The 17,502-nt window shown below is 67.1% G+C and carries 13 protein-coding genes; all 13 read right to left on the bottom strand.

Going from position 1 to position 17,502, the window contains the following annotated elements; all coding sequences use genetic code 11:
- Nucleotides 1-19 precede the first annotated feature (19 nt).
- Nucleotides 20-415 (bottom strand): hypothetical protein, encoded by a 396-nt coding sequence (locus ABZ942_RS29775; RefSeq protein ID WP_357387682.1) that lies wholly within the window; start codon nucleotides 413-415, stop codon nucleotides 20-22.
- Between the two features lie 72 nt (nucleotides 416-487).
- The gene (locus tag ABZ942_RS29770; RefSeq protein ID WP_357387680.1) at nucleotides 488-1,057 is read right to left on the bottom strand and encodes a cupin domain-containing protein; all 570 of its coding nucleotides are present in this window, start codon (nucleotides 1,055-1,057) and stop codon (nucleotides 488-490) included.
- Nucleotides 1,054-2,631 carry an S-methyl-5-thioribose-1-phosphate isomerase gene (gene mtnA, locus ABZ942_RS29765; RefSeq protein WP_357387678.1) on the bottom strand — a complete coding sequence of 526 codons (1,578 nt, stop codon included), beginning with the start codon at nucleotides 2,629-2,631 and terminating at the stop codon, nucleotides 1,054-1,056. Before mtnA ends, ABZ942_RS29770 begins: the two co-directional genes overlap by 4 nt.
- Nucleotides 2,632-2,638: 7 nt before the next feature.
- Nucleotides 2,639-3,733 carry a DUF3419 family protein gene (locus ABZ942_RS29760; RefSeq protein WP_357387676.1) on the bottom strand — a complete coding sequence of 365 codons (1,095 nt, stop codon included), beginning with the start codon at nucleotides 3,731-3,733 and terminating at the stop codon, nucleotides 2,639-2,641.
- A 30-nt stretch (nucleotides 3,734-3,763) separates the two neighbouring features.
- Nucleotides 3,764-5,344, bottom strand: coding sequence for a DHA2 family efflux MFS transporter permease subunit (locus tag ABZ942_RS29755; protein ID WP_357387674.1), 1,581 nt, complete (start codon nucleotides 5,342-5,344; stop codon nucleotides 3,764-3,766).
- On the bottom strand, nucleotides 5,341-6,819 hold the full coding sequence (locus tag ABZ942_RS29750; RefSeq protein WP_357387672.1) for an FAD/NAD(P)-binding protein: 1,479 nt from the start codon (nucleotides 6,817-6,819) through the stop codon (nucleotides 5,341-5,343). The genes ABZ942_RS29755 and ABZ942_RS29750 overlap by 4 nt, the downstream gene beginning before the upstream one ends.
- A 37-nt stretch (nucleotides 6,820-6,856) precedes the next feature.
- Nucleotides 6,857-7,957: an acyl-CoA dehydrogenase family protein gene (locus ABZ942_RS29745; protein ID WP_357387670.1), complete on the bottom strand. Its 1,101-nt coding sequence runs from the start codon at nucleotides 7,955-7,957 to the stop codon at nucleotides 6,857-6,859.
- A 53-nt stretch (nucleotides 7,958-8,010) separates the two neighbouring features.
- Nucleotides 8,011-10,632, bottom strand: coding sequence for an aminotransferase class III-fold pyridoxal phosphate-dependent enzyme (locus ABZ942_RS29740; protein WP_357387668.1), 2,622 nt, complete (start codon nucleotides 10,630-10,632; stop codon nucleotides 8,011-8,013).
- Between the two features lie 22 nt (nucleotides 10,633-10,654).
- Nucleotides 10,655-11,698, bottom strand: coding sequence for a 3-oxoacyl-[acyl-carrier-protein] synthase III C-terminal domain-containing protein (locus ABZ942_RS29735; RefSeq protein ID WP_357387666.1), 1,044 nt, complete (start codon nucleotides 11,696-11,698; stop codon nucleotides 10,655-10,657).
- A 2-nt stretch (nucleotides 11,699-11,700) separates the two neighbouring features.
- Nucleotides 11,701-13,815, bottom strand: a complete 2,115-nt coding sequence (locus ABZ942_RS29730) for a fatty acyl-AMP ligase (RefSeq protein WP_357387665.1) — start codon at nucleotides 13,813-13,815, stop codon at nucleotides 11,701-11,703.
- Between the two features lie 641 nt (nucleotides 13,816-14,456).
- On the bottom strand, nucleotides 14,457-15,536 hold the full coding sequence (locus ABZ942_RS29725) for an acyl-CoA desaturase (protein ID WP_357387663.1): 1,080 nt from the start codon (nucleotides 15,534-15,536) through the stop codon (nucleotides 14,457-14,459).
- Nucleotides 15,537-15,861: 325 nt separating this feature from the next.
- Nucleotides 15,862-16,629, bottom strand: coding sequence for an SDR family NAD(P)-dependent oxidoreductase (locus ABZ942_RS29720; RefSeq protein WP_357387661.1), 768 nt, complete (start codon nucleotides 16,627-16,629; stop codon nucleotides 15,862-15,864).
- A 19-nt stretch (nucleotides 16,630-16,648) separates the two neighbouring features.
- Nucleotides 16,649-17,452 carry an IclR family transcriptional regulator gene (locus ABZ942_RS29715; protein WP_357387659.1) on the bottom strand — a complete coding sequence of 268 codons (804 nt, stop codon included), beginning with the start codon at nucleotides 17,450-17,452 and terminating at the stop codon, nucleotides 16,649-16,651.
- Nucleotides 17,453-17,502: the final 50 nt, after the last annotated feature.

The raw sequence follows: 17,502 nt of genomic DNA, 5'->3' as shown, positions 1-17,502 counted from the left end.
TGTCGGGTGCGCGGCAGAGTCAGTAGCCGGGTTTCGGTTCGAATCCGGGATCGGGCAACGTCGGCGGCTGCGGCTTGGGCGGCGGCGGTTGCTGCGGTTGAGGTTGCTGGGGTTGAGGTTTCGGCGCGGGGGCTGGAGCCGGGACAGGCGCGGGGGCAGGGGCCGGAGCGGGCGCAGGGGCTGGTTCCGGCGCGGGCGCGGGCGCGGGCGGCGGCGCGACTTCCGGTGCCGCACTGGATGGTGCGGGCGCGACCGACGACGCGGGCGCGAGCACTGGCGACGGTGCCACCGAACTGCTCGGCGTGGTCGACTTCGCCTCCTCCCCGCATGCCGCGGCACCGAACGCGATGCCGCACAACGCGACCGCCGCGACGCTGCGCCGGATCAACCTGCTCCGATTACTGGTCGATGTCATTCGCAATCTCTCCCAACTCGTTCCAGGCGAATCGGGTGATCCCCTGGTGTGCAGCCGTTTCCGACGCCGAATTCACGCGGTGAGCTCGTCGAGCGTCGGCATCTTGCCCGAGATCGGGTCGCCGGTGAAATCGCCGATCCAGCCGTCCGCCTCCTCGAAGAACCGGATGGCGCAGAACCGGGGCACCGCGCCCATGTCGAACCAGTGCGTGGTCCCGGCGGGCACCGAGATCAGATCGCCCTCCTCGCAGACCACCGCGAACACCCGGTCACCGAGGTGCAGATAGAAGCAACCCCGGCCCTCGACGAAGAAGCGAACCTCGTTCTCCGCGTGCCGGTGTTCGTCGAGGAACCGCTCGCGCGCGCCCTTGGCCCGCAGCCGCCAGCCCTCGTTCTCGGGATCGGGCACCATCCGCACCACGTCCACCAGCTGGTACCCGCCCGAGGCGCACACGGCGTCCACTTCGGCGCGGTAGGCGGCGATCACCTCCGCTTCCTCGGCGCTGTCGTCGAGTTCCTTCGTCGGCCATTGGTCGAGCTGAATACCGAACGGCTGCAACAGTTTCACGATCTCGTCGCGATCGGTGGTGCGTACCAGCACGTCGTTACGATCGTCTTCGGCCATCACCTGCACGATGGTCATGACTGACCTCCTTCGGTCGTTGTGCTCCGTAGGTCTAGTTGGCACAGCATTTCCAGGCACTCCATCCGATTGAGTGCGGTCTCCAGATCGGGCCCCCAGGTGGTCGCGCCGTGCCGGTCGATCAGCAGTGCGGGCGGCGAGTCCGGGGTGCACAACGCGGCGAGCTCGGCTGCGATGCGCGGCACGTCCGCGTGATTGGCCAGCACCGGCACCGCGAGCGGCCCCGCGCCGCGCGGCCCGAATCCCTTGACGATCTCGAAGTCGCCGAACCGAACCGTGCCCGGCCCGGCCCGCGTCGCGACCAGGGTGGCGTGCGGCGGGTGCGCGTGCACGATCGCGCCGCAGTCCGGGAACGTGCGATAGAGCGCGGCGTGGATGCTGACCTCGGCCGACGGTCGGCCCGACTCCCCTACCGGCGCACCGGTTTCCGCGTCCACCGCGACCAGATCGGCCGCGCTGAGCTCACCCTTGCTCCGGCCGCTCGCCGTGATCAGCGCACGGCCGCCGGGCACTCGCACCGAGAGGTTGCCCGCCGTGCCGTCCAACCAGCCGCGCCGATACAGCCGCGCGGCGGCCGCCGGAATGCCGTGGCCGAGCGCCGGACGTAGTGTGCGTCGTTCGGTGACCACTGCGGTCACCAGATCGCGCGGTGTCACGTCGAAGGCCGGGTTGTACGCGTCGGTGCCGGCGGGCGCGACCGGCTGACCGGCGAACGAGCTGACCTCCACAGCGGCGCGCTGCTCGATCACGATCGACGCACCGTCCGAGATCGTCTCGTCCACAGTGGATTCCGGCGCGACGACGACGAACGGGATACCCGCTCGCGCTGCGGCCAGGGCCAGCGGATAGCTGCCGATCTTGTTGGCGACGTCGCCCTCGGCGGTGATCCGGTCCGCGCCGATCAGCACGCAGTCGACCAGACCCGCCGCGATGGCCGCGGAGCTCGCGGAATCCACGCAAATCCGATGTGGGATACCGGCTTCGGCCAATTCCCACGCGGTCAGCCTGGCGCCTTGGAGCAGCGGCCTGGTCTCCCCCGCGAGTACTGATTCCAGCCTGCCGCGTTGGGCGAGCTCACGGATCGTACCGAGCGCGGTGCCCCAGGCAACGGTCGCCAATCTGCCGGTGTTGCAATGGGTCAGCACCCGCAGCCGATCCCGGCTCGACAAGGCCAGCACCTCGTCGGCGGCCCGCGCCGCCATCGTCCGGTTGACCTGTTCGTCCGCAGCCAGCAGCGCGAGCGCCGTATCCAGCACCGCCGCAGGCCCATCCGCCAGCGACGTGAGCACCCGGCGCACCGCCCAGCCCAGATTCACCGCGGTCGGCCTGGCCGCCGCGATCCGCTCGGCGTCGGCGCGCACCGCGGCATGGTCGTCGCCGTGCTCACGGGCCGCCAGCGCCACCGCGAGTGCCCCGGCCGCGCCGATCGCGGGCGCGCCGCGGATGGTCAGTGTCTTGATGGCCGCGATGACCTCATCGACCGTGCCCAGCGCGACGACCCGGTATTCGCCGGGCAGTGCGCGCTGATCCACGGCGTGGACGGTGCCGTCCACCCAGTCCAGTGAGCGTTCCATGATGCGCTCAGGCCGCGACGGTGAACACTTCGAACTGGTACACGAACGCGTAATCGTCGTGGTAGAGCGCCGCACACAGCTCGTCGTCGCGGTGCAGCAGGTCGAGCAGTTCGGGTGCGGGCGTGTGCCTGGACAGGAAGTTGCGGTAGACGATCCGCGCACCCGGCCGTGCGACCCGCACGACCTCCTTCATCAGGGTGCCGAACTGCTCCCGGTCGATGCAGCTGGTCACGTCGGACAGGGAGAACTTGTCGACAGACCGGTCCGGCAGCGAGCGCAGGTGATCCATCAGGTCGGCCCTGACCACGTTCACGGCGGTGTCCGCGGCCCGGATGGCCGCCACACTGTCGCGTAACAGATAGTGCGGCAGCACCTCTCGGTTCAGGTACTTGCCGTTGAACATGAAGGTGACCCAGTCATTGTCCTTGGCAAGGTGATTGGTGAGCGTGTGGTCCAGCCGCTCCAGCACGTAGTCGCCGCAGGACTGCACGTCGGTGACCACCCGATAGGAGTCGTCGTTGAGCACCGTTTTCAGCGTGCGTTCGGTGAAGCCGTTGCGCACCATGGCCCGCCACAGCCTGCCGTCGATGCGGGTGCGGTAGATCCGGCGCTGGGTCTCCAGATCGGGCGCGGTGAACAGTTCACGCATGCCCGCGCCGTAGAGCAGCCGCATCGCCGGGGCGACCACCCGCACATACAGCTGCTCATGGCGGCCCGCCTGGAGCACGCCCTTCTCGATTGCCTTGTGGTACTTGGTGAAATAGGAGACCGCGCCACGCGAGAGCTTCGGTGCGAGCTCCTCGAACAGCTGCCAGCGGTGCGCGGACTCGTCGACGCCGAGGAACTCGAGCAGCGTGTCGTACGAAAAGTGCCGGATGGCAGCCAGTTTCAGCTCCAGCAGATACGTCTGCCCGGCCGAGCTGTCCACCGAGGTGACGGTGGCCGGATTGCCGACCACCAGGCTCAGCGCCCGGCAGCCGCTGCCGGTCACCGCGAGCACGTTGTCGCCCTCGGCGATGTCCAGCGCGCGCAGCTCCGAGCGGGAGTCTTCGTCGCAGGTGCTGTACAGCAGCCAACGTTCGTTGGTTTCAGCACTTTTCATGATGTGTACCTCTCCGAGCAAAGCGTGTTGTCATGCGTTGGCCACGTCGGCCTGGTTGTCGGCGGGTGCGGGCTCCGGCACCGGCGGGTGGGCGGGCAGCAGCGTGCCGGCCACGACGGCGGCGACCGCGCAGATGCCCGTCACCACCAGGCAGGACACCTGGAAGCCGTGCAGGAAGGCCGATTGCGCGCCGTCGGCCAGTGCCTCCGCCACCGCATTCTGGCCGCGGGCGGCCAGACCCGCGGCGGCCTGCAGTGCCGCGCCCACCGAGTCCCGGCTGTGCTCGAGCAGTTCCGGCGGCACGCCGGGCACGCTGCCGTCGGGCAGCTTGTTGTTGTACAGCGAGTGGTGCACGCTGCCGACCACGGCGATGCCGAGGGTGCCGCCGAAAAGCCTTGTCGCATCGTTCATTGCCGAGCCGATGCCAGCCTTGGCGGCGGGCACCACGCCCATGATGGCCTCGGTGGCCGGCACCGCGACCGAGCCGATGCCGAGCCCGATCACCACCATCTGCGCCGCGATCAGCCAGTAGCTGGTCTCGATGCCGTCGATCGAGAACCAGGCGTAGGCGCTGGCCATGAGGACCAGCCCCGCCGTCACCACGATCCGGGTGCCCAGCTTGATCACCAGCTTGCCGCCGACCACCGAGCCGATGATGATCGCGACCGCCACCGGGATGAGCCGGACACCGGCGCCGAGCGGGGTGTAGGACTTCAGGAACTGGAAGTACTGGGTCACCAGGAAGGTGAAGCCGTTCAGCGTGAAGAAGGTGATGGTGATCGTCGCGCAGGCGGCCGAGAACCGCAGGTTCCGGAACAACCGCACGTCGATCATAGGATGCGCGGTGTTCAGTTCGCGCCACACCAGACCGGCGAAAAGCGCTGCCGCGCCGACGAATCCGAGCAGGCTCAGCGCACTCAGCCAGCCGCGGTTCGGCGCTTCGATGATGGTGTAGACGAGCAGCCCGATCGCCGTCGTCGACAACACCAGGCCCGGGAAGTCCAGGCCCGGCGTCTCCGGATCCCGCGAATTCGGCACCAGCAGCGCGACGAGCAGGATGCACACCAGGCCGACCGGCACCACCACCACGAACACGCTGCCCCACCAGAAGTGCTCCAGCAGTACACCGCCCAGGATGGGGCCGAGCACCACGCCGATGCCCGACACCGCACCCCAGACGCCGATCGCCGCGGCACGCTCGCGGCGCTCGACGAAGACGTTGGTCAGGATCGACAACGTCGACGGATAGATGAGCGCCGCACCGAGACCCATCACCGTGCGTGCGGCGATCAGCTGACCGGTCGACGTGCACAGCGCACCCATACCGGTCGCCACGGTGAAGACCAGCAGACCCGCCAACAGTGTCGATCGCCTGCCGAATCGGTCACCGAGGCTGCCGGCCGCGAGCACCAGCGCCGCGAAGGTCAGCGCGTAGGCGTCGATGATCCATTGCAGCCCACTGGTACTCGAACCCAGTTCGCGTACCAGGCTCGGCAGCGCCAGGTTCACGATCATCGCGTCCATGTAGATCGCGATGACGCACAGGCACAGCACTGCGAGCACGAGCGATTTCGTTCGCGAGGTCGTGCTGGTCACGGCCGGTGTTGTCATGAAATATGCACCCCTGCTTCGTTCTTCGCGCGCATCGCCGTCGCGGCGAGTGCGGCCTGGAATGACAGTGCGATCACGTCGTTGGTGACGAGCACCGCACCGCGGGTCAGGTCGCCGACCACGTGGATGCCGCGCACCGGCGCCCCGGCGCCGTCGAGCGGCTCGAAGGTGCTGACGTCGATGCGCACCCCGCCGAGCGGATGCGCCGTCAGCAGGTTCGCGTCGAGCAGCGCGGCGAGCAACGGTTCGGTGCGCAGCGCGGGCTCGTCGGTGGCCGAGCCGGTCGCGTTGATCACCACGTCCACCTGCTGCACATGGTCCTCGGTGAATACCTCGAACCCGGTGGCGTCAGCCACCACGTGGTAGAGCCCGCCCAGCACCTGCCACCGCCCGGCGTCCATCGCGTCGAGCACCCGCCGCGCGGTCTCCGGCGGGATCGGCGCGCCGTGCACCAGCAGCGGCGTGAGCCACTCGGCGAAGAACTCCACTCGATCGGCCTCGGCGAGCAGCTGCCAGGCGGGCAGCAGCAGCGGGGAGGCGCCGTTGACCACCTGCTGCCAGCCGCGTTCGGTGCCCGCCTCGACCTCGGCCAGCTCGGCGGCGAGCGTCGCCCGGGTGGTCGGACCGCAGTCTCGGACCTGCGACCAGTCCGGCGGTTCGGCCGACGCCGCCTCGATGTCGGCCATCAGCGCCCGGCCGAAGTCCGCCAGCCGCAACGTGCCCGCATCCGCGGCGGCGCGCATGCATTGATCGACGTGGGGTACCGGCGCGGTGGTCTCCGGGCCGCGCAGCCGGGGCAGCCGCCCCGATCGGGAGGCGAACAGCACCGGGCCGCTGTGGCCGCGCGCCGCGAGCGTCAGTCCGGTGTCGATCGCGGTGAGCCGGGTACCGAGCACCGCGACGCCGGCGTCGGCGGGGACTGCGGGCAGCCGCCATGGGTCGTCGAAATACCCTGGCTGCCCGGACAATTCGGGGAACGGATCGTGCTGCGCCAGCATCCCGACACAGATCGCCACCCGATCGGCCCGGTAGCTCCCGCCACCGGCACAGTGCACCAGCCAGTTTCCCGGCTCGCCGGTGATCCCGACGGCGTCGTCCTGAACGAGATCGACCACCACTCCAGCGGCCGCCGCCTGCTTCACCGCCTGATCGAAGACGTCGCGCAGGTAACGGCCAAAGGCCGCGCGGGACGGGAACTCCGCGACCGGCTCCCCCGTCACCGCGGCCTGTTCGGTCAGCCAGCGCTGAAGTTCCTCGGGGTCACCGAGATTCAGCGCCGACTTGGCCGCCCTGGTGTTCAACAGGTGCGTCGGCTCCGGTGTGCCGAACGCGAGATGCGGTGCGGCCGGGTCACGGTCGATCACCACATAGCGCGAGCCCGCGGCCAAGCCGGGCAGCAGCTGCCTGGCCAGCGCCGTCCCGGTCGGCCCACGCCCGATCTGCACGACGACCGCCGTGTCCGGGTCTTTCTCCATCAGTCCGACCTCGAATCCTGTTCTCCCGATGTGGCTCTCACGTGACGATCAGCGCCTCGCCGGCGAGGAACCGGTCCAGCGGGTCGGCGATGCTCACCCGGGACGGCGGGTGGAAGGCCAGGCCGCGACAGGCGGTGTAGAACAGCGCACTCGAGCCGACCATGAAGCCGACGCCGCCGAGCAGCTCGGTGGCCAGCGCCGAGGTCCGCTCGACCGTGCGCTGCACCGCGAACCGCACATGCAAAGCGCGCGCGACGGTTTCGGCGTCGGCGCGACCGTTCATGATGTCGGTGGCGACGGACTCGATTCCGGCCATCCCGGCGTCCAGCTCGCTCACCAGCAGCATCCGATCGACCGCACTGCCGCGCCGCTGGACGAGCACCTGCTCGGCCAGTCCGCTCGCCATGCCGAGATAGCAGGCCGACACCAGCAATTCGAAGGTCAGCCAGCCCGCGGTCAACGCGGCGTTCAAGCTGTCGGTCTTGCCGAAGAACGACACCGACTCCTCGGGGATCTCGACGTCGGTCAGCACGACCTCTTCGGTTTCCGAGCCGGGGAAGACCAGCCCGTTGCCGAGCGGGCGCACCTCGAGGCCCGGCGAATCCGCCGGAATGATCACCAGCGCAAGCTGTTCCTCGTCCTCGCCGTCCGGGCGCAACATGACGCTCGCGGTGAGGATGTCCATCGACCGCGACAGGCTGCACGGCTTCTTGCTGCCGGAAAGCTTCCAGCCGCCGGGCACCCGCTCGCCGCGCAGCTTGGGCGCGATGACGCTCGCGCTCGGCACGCCTTCGGCGAACGCCGACGCCAGGTACAGGCCACCCTGGGCGACCATGCCGAGCATCGCCTCGGTGGTCGGGCCGGGCGGGATCGCGGCGACCGTGCACGAGTGCATGTTCACCGCGATAGCCAGTGAGGGCGAACGACTTCCGAGCACCCGGTGTACCTGCGCGGCCTCCAGCAGCGAGGCGCCGAGACCACCCGCCTCCTTACCGATCAGCAGGCCCGCGCCGCCGGCCGCCCGAAACAGGCTCAGTCCAGGACTATCGGTGGATTCGAGGATGTCCAGCGCAACCTCGCCCAGTTTGGCATCGAGTCCGGGCACGTACCGCTCGGCGGTCTCTCGTTCCCTCGACATGAATCGCATTGCTATCTCCCATGATTGACCCCCGATGTTTCGTTGGTACGGGGTCAGACGACGAACAGTTGATCGGCGAGCATCTCGTCGAGGCTCTTCTCGAACGCATTCGCGATCTGGTCGAGGTCCTCGGTGGTGTGTGCGGCGCTGATCAGGAAGCTGTGCAGCTCAGGCAGATACACCTGATGCTTGCGCATGTAGTAGGCCAGCGCGATGGTGGCCTTGAAGTTGCTGCCCGCCATCCGTTCTCGGTACAGCCCCGCCTCGCGGTGGCTGAAGTTGAGCGAGAAAATCGAGTTACGGGCGTTGATCCGGCAGGCGATGTCGCGCTGCTCGGTGGCCGCGCGCAGCATGGTGGCCAGGCGCTGGGTGTTCTCCTCCAGTTCGACGTAGATCTCTTGGTGCTCACGCAGATAGGTCAGGGCGGCCAGCCCGGCCGTGCAGGTCAGTGAGTTGCCGCTGAGCGTGCCGCCGGCGAAGACCTTGTTCTCGTAGTCGTAGAACGGATCCTGCGAGCTCTTCGCCAGGTCCACGATCCGCGCGGCGCCGACCACCGCGCCACACGGCAGGCCGCCGCCGATCACCTTGCCGAGGCAGGTGATGTCCGGGTGGACGTCGGCCAAGACCTGCACCCCGCCGTAGGCGACGCGGAAGCCGGAGACGACCTCGTCGAAGATCAGCGGAATGTCGAGTTCGGTGCAGAGCTTGCGTAATTCGCGCAGGAACTCCAGCTTCAACGCCACCACCGAGGTCGGCATCGGCTCCAGGATCACGCAGGCCAGTTCGTCGGCGTGCTCGCGCAGCCGGGCCAGCCCGTTGATGTCGCCATACTGCATGACCACCGTGTTGTCCACGGTGCCCGGGTCGGAGCCGAGCGAACCGGCCACCGGCTCGGGCCGCTTGCTGTCACCGGAGAACCGGAACCACGAGCTGACCATGCCCTGATCGGAGAAGCCGTGGTAGTGGCCCTCGAACTTGGCCACCATGGTGCGCCGCCGGTAGCCGCGGCACATCCGGGTGGCGATCATGATCGCCTCGGTGCCCGAGTTGCACAGCACCGCCTTCTGCGCGGCGGGGAACGCATCGACCAGCAGTTCGGCCAGCTCGATCTCGGCCGCGTTGCCGATACCGTTCACCAGGCCGCGTTCGGTGCCCGCCGTGATCGCGGCATTGATCACCGGGTGGGCGTAGCCGAGCAGGTGCGGGCCGTAACCGCCGGACAAGTCGAGGTATTCGTTGCCGTCGAAGTCGCGCACGCTGCCGCCCGCGGCCTCCTTGACGAACACCGGGAACCCGCTGGGAAAGAAGTAGCGGTCGATGTGGGTCGGCGCGACCAGCGTGTCGCGGGCCCGGTCGCGCATGGCCAGCGAGGTCGGCATCTGCGCGGCGAAGCCGGTCTCGAAGCGCTTTTCGATCTCGGCGTTCATGTACGGCGAGTAGCGATCGGTGAACTTGCGTGCGTTGGCCCAGATGTCGATATTCGGGTCGATCTGGGAGGCGAAACCCTCACAGGACAGGAAGACCAGCTCGACCTTGGTGAAGTTGGTGGTGTACTGCGCGTCGTACTTGCGCAGCACGTTGCTCACATCGTTGAAGTACGACACGGTCGACCACTGATTCGAGCTGATGTCGAAGTGGTAGCGCAGCACCTCGGCCATCTCGGCGTTATAGGTCTCGCGGTTCGCGTCGAGCTTCTTGTTCGTCAACACGAAATAGCGGGTGAAGCGGTCGATCGCGACGTCCCACTCCTTGCGGGTGCAGGCGTAGTAGAACGAGGACAGGCCCCACTTCTCGTCCTCGCTCAGCTCCACCGTGACGCCGTAGTCCAGCAGGATCAGCGAACCGTCCGCGGTGAACATGACATTGCCGGGATGCGGATCGCCGTGGCAGATGCCGTGCATGTACAGCATCGTGTAGATCACGTCCTGCAGCCGCTGCGCCAGCCGCTCACGCGGGAATCCGACTGTCTCCGACAGCTTTCCGGGGATGCCATCCATGAACTGCATCACCAGCATGCGCGAGGTGACCAGTTCGGGCAGCACGGTCGGCACCTGAACGTAAGGGTGCGCCTTGAAGTTCGCGCCGATCCGCCGCTGCTGCTCGGCCTCGTAGGTCATGTCGGCCTGTGGCCGCAGCAACCGGGCCACCTCGTCGAATCGCTTGGGCAGGTTCAGTTCCCGCACCCGCGGCGTGGCGCGGTGCACCACCTTCAGCACCGAGCCGATGGCGCTGAGGCTTTCCTCGATCTGTTGCGGCACCGAGTCTTTGACCAGTTTCACCGCGACCTTACGGCCGTCGAGCAACTCGGCGATGTGCACCTGCGCGACCGACGCGCTGGCCACCGGGTCCAGATCCAGGGAACGGAAGGTGTTTTCGAGTGGGCCGCCGAGCTCACGTTCGATCGCCCGGCGCGACGCCTCTTTCGACATGTGCGGCGTCTGATCCTGCAGCACGCGCAGGGTGTCCACCCAGGACGGCGGCAGCAGATCCGAACGGGTGGCGGCGATTTGGCCCATCTTGATATAGATCGGGCCCATCCGGAGCAGGAACTCCAGGATGGCGTCCGCGCGCCGCTGCTCGGCGCCCTTGACGTCGCGCTGCCGCAGCGCCGCGATCGAATACTCCGCGGCGCCGAGCGCCGAGAAGGTGGCCGCCTTGGCCAGATGCTTGAGCATGGTTAACCAGTTCCGATCAGGCTCAGAAGACGAAGGAGAACGCGCCGAAGGACATGCCTGCGCTGCCGACCCAGCCGACCGCCCGGTCGCCGGGGCGTAATCGCCCGGCCGCGACCGCGGAGGCGATGGCGGCGGGCACCGACGCGGACACCACGTTGCCGGTGGTGTCGTAGACGTGATGGATCACCTCGCCCAGGCCGACCTTGTCGGCCATGCTCTGCCAATAGCGCTTGCTCGACGCGTGCGTGAACAGCGCGGCCACCTCGTCGATCGGCACGTCGAGCCGCTCGAAGACTGCGTGCGCGTCGGCCGCGCCCGCCTCGTGCATCTCGAAGCCGTAGGAGGTGAAGAAGCCGACGCCGTTCGCGGCCAGCTTGTCCGACGGCTCGCAATAGCCCTCGTAGCCGTCGAGCGTCACGTTGCACAGCGGGGCCAGGTCCGGGCGCGAGGCGAAGTGGAACTCCCACGGCTCGTTGTCCTCGGCGGTGAGCACGGTCGCGGTGGCCGCCTCGCCGAGGGTGTAGGCGGGGAAGGTCGATTCCAGCGCCTCCAACTGCCGCATCCGGAACAGGTGCGGGAACACCGCGCCGCCCCAGCGCAGGTTGAACTCCGCGTTGACGATCATCGCCCTGCGGAATTGCCCTGTCCGGAAAAGGGATTCGGCGACCTGCACGGCCCTGGTCCAGCTCATGCAGGCATCGAGGATGTCGAAGCAGTGCGCGTTGGTCAGGCCGATCGCGGCGGCCGAGTGATACGCGCCGCCCGGCTCGATGAAGCCGCGGCCGATGCCGGTGTAGATCAGCAGGTCGATGTCGTCCGGGCGCAGATCTGCCTGTGCCAGTGCGGAATTGGCCGCGTCGCGGAGCAGTTCGATGGGTCGTTCCCCGGCGTCGAGCCACTGCCGCGATTCCGAACCCGCGTAACGCAGGTAGTAGTCGACCTTGCGCAGCGCGGCGTCGAGGTCGCCCTCGAAGTAGTCCGCGCTGTGTTCGGCGATCAGGTCGGTGATGTCGGTATTGGTCACGGTGCGGGCGGGTAAGCCCGCGGCCACCGAACGAATCTTCATCGCTACTGAGCTCCTACGCCGGTGGGATCGGTGACCGGCGTTTCGAGCGGCGCCGCAGTGGGATTGGGCACGAGATGGTCGGCGATGCGGCCGGTCATGTCGTCGATCGTTTCGGCGTCCCACATCAGTTCCGGCGGGAACCGCTTGCCCGACCAGGTTTCCAGGTGGTCGTGCAGGTTCATCTGGTCGACCGATCCGAGCCCGTGCTCGACCAGCGAGCGGCCGGTATCCACCTGCGCCACATCGGAACCCATGTGCTGGGCGATCCACTCGTGCACCTGGGTCAGCAGGCCCTGCTGCACCAGTTCGCGCATCGACGGCATGCCCGGCGCGCCCGAATTGTCGTGCGCGGTTGATGTTTCGGTGATGGTCACCAGACCCTCCCAGCGGTGGACCTCGCTCAAACGGCCCGCGAGGAAATCGGCCTTGCATTGCTGGCGGCGCATTTTGCCGCTGGTGGTGCGTGGAATGGTGCCCTGGCTGATGAACACGATCACCGACGGCGCGAGCGCGTGCTTGCGCGCGACCGCGTCGTGCACCACGGTGACCAGCTGCGCCGGACTGGCGTCGGCGCGATGTTCGGCGACCAGCACCAGGTTTTCCTGACCGTCCCGGTCCACCGCGAAGGCGATTACCGCGCCGGCGCGCAGCGAATCGTCGCTGACGACCACGGTGGCCTCGATGTCCTCCAGGTAGTAGTTCACGCCGTTGACGATCATCAGGTTCTTGACCCGGCCGCAGATGAAAAGCTCTTCGTCACGCAGGAATCCGAGGTCACCCGTGCGCAGGTAGGTCTTGCCGTCGTCGGCGCCGGCGATCGTCGCGCGGAAGGTCTGTTCGCTCTCCTCCGGCCGTCCCCAATACCCCGGGGACACGATCGGTCCGCTCACCCAGATCTCGCCGACCGTGTCGGCGGGCAGGCGTTCGCCGGATTCCGGTGCGACGATGGCGATTTCGGTGTCCATCACGGCCCAGCCGCAGCCGACCAGCTCGGTGCTCGCCGGTCCGGTCGCCGGCTCGACCCGACGCAGACCGAGCGCGGTCTCGTCGAAATGGGCCGAGGTGAACGCGACGCCGGACGAGCCGGACGTCACCTTGAGGGTGGCTTCGGCGAGTCCGTAGCCGGGGGTGAGTGCGGTGCGCGGCAGGCCGTGCGGAATGAAGGTGGACCGGAAGCGATCCAGGGTGGCCTTGCGGACCGGCTCAGCGCCGTTGGACACCAGCCGCCAGCTGCTCAGGTCGAGCCCCGCGCGCTGCTCCGGCGTGGTCTTGTCCACGCAGAGGTCGAACGCGAAGTTCGGCGAACCGCTATGTGTGCCTCGGTATTCCGAGACGGCGGCCAGCCAGCGGATCGGACTCTTCACGAAGGTGGCAGGCGCCATCAGCACCGCCTTGGTGCCGGTGAACACCGGCATGAGCACGCTGCTCACCTGGCCGAAGTCGTGGAAGTGCGGCAACCAGGACACCACCACGCTGGTGCTGTCCACGCCCCAGCCGTAGACCAGTTCCGCGCACTGGTGCAGCGCCATCGTGTGGTCGATGATCACGCCTTTCGGCGTCGACGTCGATCCGGACGTGTATTGCAGATAGGCGATATCAGTAACCTGGAATTCCGGGTACGCGGTCTGTTTCGCCTCGTCGGCGACCGCTTCACCAGCTTTCACCGCGGCCGATTCGACAATTCGCGGTAAACCCTTGATGAACAGGTCGTCGGACAGCGAATCCATTCCGGCAGCCACGTTCGCGCTGGTCACGACTGCACTTGCCGCGCAGTCCCGCGCCACCACGTCCACGTGCTCGGCCCTATTTCGCTCCGGCGGGAACAAGGGAACTGCGATCACTCCGGCATACAGACAGCCATAGAAAGCGACCACATACTCGAGTCCGGGTGGATGGAGCAGCAGCGCCCGGTCGCCAGCGCTGACTTCGCTGGTCAGACGGTGCGCGAAGGCTCTGGCACGCTGATGCAGAGCATGATAGGTGAGCGTATCCGACTGCTGTCCCTCTTCGTCGAGGAAAACAAACGCAGTGCAATCCGCAAGTTCATTGGCACGTAGGTCTAGCAGGTCCATCCAATTACTTAAAGGAGCATGCGGATAGTCCGATGAATTGCTCATGAAAACCCCAACATCGATCGCGGCCCCGCACGACGGTTATCGAATCCTTCCCCGCATAAGGATATTGCCTCGACTTTGAGGCCTACGACCCCGGAGAACTGGGATCGAGTTGCGGAGCCGCGAATCACATTAACGGGGCTAACTCGATTCGGTCAACCGGTAGCCAATGAAATACACGTTTATGACATCCATGTAAATTAGCCGCTAATCTGCCTACTTCGATTCGAGCCTGTCGATCTGCAAGACTCAGTACGCATGCATCAGTAATACTCGCAGGTCAGCGCGAGGCAACCACAGACAGCGACAGGCTCGGCAGACCGCTCATCCCCCCGGTTGGGGGGAGCATATCCGGGTCTATGGACGACGTTCTCCTCGGTGAGATCGCATGCAAGCCTTGATCTGAAAGACTCGCTCTGCGCGCACCAACACATTTGGCGATCAACTCTTTCCGCGCTTCATCAGAGGTACACGACACCTGCAAGCACGTTTTCGTGACGGACCCAGCTAACCGAACTGGCAGTTCGTCCCGTCCATTCTCATCATCAAAAGATCATCGGAAAGTCATCACGCCGCACAAATAAGCCAGGCCCCGCACGTCGAAACGTGCGAGGCCTGGCATTATCGATCCATTATGTGTGTTGTTATGCCTCAGCCGGATTCACCGAACTGACCGGCCGAGTCGCTTGGCCGACGGTATGTAGGTGCCGCAGCGCCTGAGAATAGGAGTCGAACAGGCCCGTCTCGCAATAGGGCACCCCGATCTCGCCGCAGAACTGCGCCACGATCGGCTGCGCGCGGCGCAAATTGACGCGGGGCATGGACGGGAAGAGGTGATGTTCGATCTGGTAGTTGAGGCCGCCCAGCGCGGTATCGACGACGAAACTCCCGCGGACATTCCGGGAGGTGAGCACCTGGCGGCGCAGGAAGTCGGTGGCGTCGTCTTCGGCGAGCACCGCCATGCCCTTGTGGTTCGGTGCGAAGGTGCAGCCCATGTAGAACCCGAACAGGCCCTGCTGCACCACGATGAACGCCACCGCCTTGGCCGGCGAGAGAATAAGGAACACCGCGGCGAGGTACCCCGCGGCGTGCGCGGCGAGCAGGACGCCCTCCCAGACGCGGTTCGGGATCGACCAGCGCAGCACCGCCCGCACACTCGAGAAATGCAGACTGCCCGCCTCGAGCAACAGCATCGGGAAGAACAGCCAGCCTTGGTGGCGGAAGATGAAGCGCCGGAACCCTTTACCGGTCTTCGCTCGATCACTGGAGTGGGCCAGGATGCCCATGATGTCGGGATCGGCGCCCTCGGTGTTCGGGTGCGCGTGATGCCGGTTGTGATTGCTGGTCCACCAGCCGATGCTCAGCCCGATGCCGAGGTTGCCCGCGATCACCCCGTACAGATAGTTGGCCCGCCGGGTGCCGAAGATCTGCCGGTGCCCGGCGTCGTGGCCGAGGAACGCGATCTGCGCGAACACCGCCGCCAGGAACACCGCGGGAATCAGCGTCCACCACGAGTCACCGAGCAGGAAGACCGCAGCCCATCCGGCCACGAACGCGCCGCCGATGACCGCGGTCTTGCCGAGGTAATACCGCAGCTGCCGGTCGAGCAGTCCCGCGTCCCGCACTCGACGCAAGAGCACCGCGTATTCACTGCCGCGCTTGGGCGGACGGGTCCGCACCGTCGACGCGGCGTCGTCGCCGCCGGGATCCATGTAGTCCAACACGTCCGCGACCGTACTCGTGGTCGCGGCGGAACTCGGTGCCGCCGAGCCGGTAGTTCGTCCTGTTACCACGGGGCGCCTACGCATCCTGCTAGCAGTGGGTGTTCTCTTGGCTCTAACTGTCGCCTGCCGAGCCGCGGCCGACTACATCGGGTATCGGAAGTCGGCACCCTGCGGCTTGCCTGCCGCTATACAGGATGGAGCGACGAGACCACCATCAGATGAACGTATGTCCGGATCGGTGACACATCTGCGTGACAACTCCGCCCGGGCAGGACGCGACCGTCCGGCAAGGCAGAGCTTCGCCTGACCAACACGAGCGGCAAGCTCAGGCCACGAGGCTGCGGCCACCGTCGACCAGGATGCGCTGACCGGTCACGAAACCTGAACTGTCGGAGGCGAAGAAGCTGACGGCGTTGGCCACATCGTCGACGGCTCCCAGTCGGCCGACCGGCACGGACGCGAGATACGCGTCGGTATCCATCGCCGCGACTTCTTCCTGTCGCGCATCGTGTCGCTCGAACGGAATGTAGCCCGGCGCAACGGTATTGACGGTGATGCCGAACGGAGCCAGCTCCCGTGCCCAGCTCTCGGCCACACCGATCTGGGCATTCTTCGCGACAGCATAGGCGGAGCTGCCCGGCGGCGGGCGATGGGCAACCTCGGAATCAATGGTGATGACCCGACCGAATCGTCGCTCCTGCATGCCGGGAATCACGGTGCGCCCGAACAGAACTGGGCTCTTCACGAAGAACTTCAACTGCGCCAGATGATCGTCCCAAACGGTATCGGTGATCGCGGCAGCCGGTTGCGGGCCGGTCGCGTTCAACACCAGCACGTCGATCGGACCCAGCCGCGCTCCGACGGACTCGACCAACCCCGCGACCTGATCCTCATCGGTCACATCGGCGGCAAACAGGTCGGCCTCGCCGCCTTCGTTCAGAATCGCCTGCACAACTTCGCGCGCCGCCGAACTCTCGCGTAATCCGTTGACCGCCACGGACATTCCGTCCCACGCCAGCCGCAGCGCGATCGCCCGACCCAGCCCACGCGAACTTCCGGTCACCAACGCCACTCGCCGCACACCCGCATTCATCCACCGATCATCCCATCAATCAGCAGCTGCGGCTCATATCGGCCTGCCGGGTCGACGCATGCCGCGCGTGCGCCGCCGCCCGGACCGCGACGGACACGGCGAAGGCGGTCTGCCGGATCTGCCTGCTGGCCCGCTCCACGTCGAGACTCGACGTCGCGTCGCCGATGGCCACCGCCGCGATCGGCTGATGCCGCTGCCGGTCCAGCACCGGGCTGGCCACGCAGCGCACGCCGCGCACGAATTCCCCGTCGTTGACAGCGATTCCGATGCTGCGGGCCGCATCCAGCTGCGCGGTCAGCTCATCGATATCGGTGATCGACCGCGGCGTCACCGCGACCAGCGCGCCCGGTTGGGTCAGCTCGATGCCGTGGTCGTGCGTGTAGGCCAGCAGGATTTTGCCGATCGCGGTGCAGTGCGCCGGCGCGAAGGTGCGGCCGTAGGACGGCGTCCGCGCCGCCATATGCCCGTAAATCCGTTCCAGATAGCGCACTTCCGCACCGACCAGCACGCCGAGCGAAACCATCGCCCCGGTGCGCACGTGTAGATCGACGAGGAACGGCACGGCCGACGCCCGGAGCAGCTCGTGGTCCTCCGGCAGCGCCGCGATATGGACCAGCCGCGGCCCGACCACGTAGCCGACCTCCTGCCGCTCGACCAGACCGTTGGCGCTGAGGATCTTGAGCAGCCGCCACACCGTGGTCTTCGGGATACCGGCCCCGCGGGCGATGTGCGAGAGCGCCACCGGCGTCGCCTCATCCCCCAGCAGATCCAGCACGCGGGCCGCTCGACTCACCAGGTTGTCGGCGTCCGACGGCTCAGTCATCGCACCGGATCTCACCTCGGTGAGCTGCCGTACCCGACGACAGTTCATGA

It is taken from the genome of Nocardia sp. NPDC046473 (assembly GCF_040645995.1).
GTDB lineage: Bacteria > Actinomycetota > Actinomycetes > Mycobacteriales > Mycobacteriaceae > Nocardia.
The sequence above is the reverse complement of the archived record's forward strand: the minus strand, read 5'-3'. Positions and strand labels throughout refer to the sequence as shown.

Coding starts and splice junctions, on each gene's coding strand:
- ABZ942_RS29775 (WP_357387682.1), bottom strand. CDS start 415: ATGACATCGACCAGTAATCGGAGCAGGTTGATCCGGCGCAGCGTCGCG.
- ABZ942_RS29770 (WP_357387680.1), bottom strand. CDS start 1,057: ATGACCATCGTGCAGGTGATGGCCGAAGACGATCGTAACGACGTGCTG.
- mtnA (WP_357387678.1), bottom strand. CDS start 2,631: ATGGAACGCTCACTGGACTGGGTGGACGGCACCGTCCACGCCGTGGAT.
- ABZ942_RS29760 (WP_357387676.1), bottom strand. CDS start 3,733: ATGAAAAGTGCTGAAACCAACGAACGTTGGCTGCTGTACAGCACCTGC.
- ABZ942_RS29755 (WP_357387674.1), bottom strand. CDS start 5,344: ATGACAACACCGGCCGTGACCAGCACGACCTCGCGAACGAAATCGCTC.
- ABZ942_RS29750 (WP_357387672.1), bottom strand. CDS start 6,819: ATGGAGAAAGACCCGGACACGGCGGTCGTCGTGCAGATCGGGCGTGGG.
- ABZ942_RS29745 (WP_357387670.1), bottom strand. CDS start 7,957: ATGTCGAGGGAACGAGAGACCGCCGAGCGGTACGTGCCCGGACTCGAT.
- ABZ942_RS29740 (WP_357387668.1), bottom strand. CDS start 10,632: ATGCTCAAGCATCTGGCCAAGGCGGCCACCTTCTCGGCGCTCGGCGCC.
- ABZ942_RS29735 (WP_357387666.1), bottom strand. CDS start 11,698: ATGAAGATTCGTTCGGTGGCCGCGGGCTTACCCGCCCGCACCGTGACC.
- ABZ942_RS29730 (WP_357387665.1), bottom strand. CDS start 13,815: ATGAGCAATTCATCGGACTATCCGCATGCTCCTTTAAGTAATTGGATG.
- ABZ942_RS29720 (WP_357387661.1), bottom strand. CDS start 16,629: ATGAATGCGGGTGTGCGGCGAGTGGCGTTGGTGACCGGAAGTTCGCGT.
- ABZ942_RS29715 (WP_357387659.1), bottom strand. CDS start 17,452: ATGACTGAGCCGTCGGACGCCGACAACCTGGTGAGTCGAGCGGCCCGC.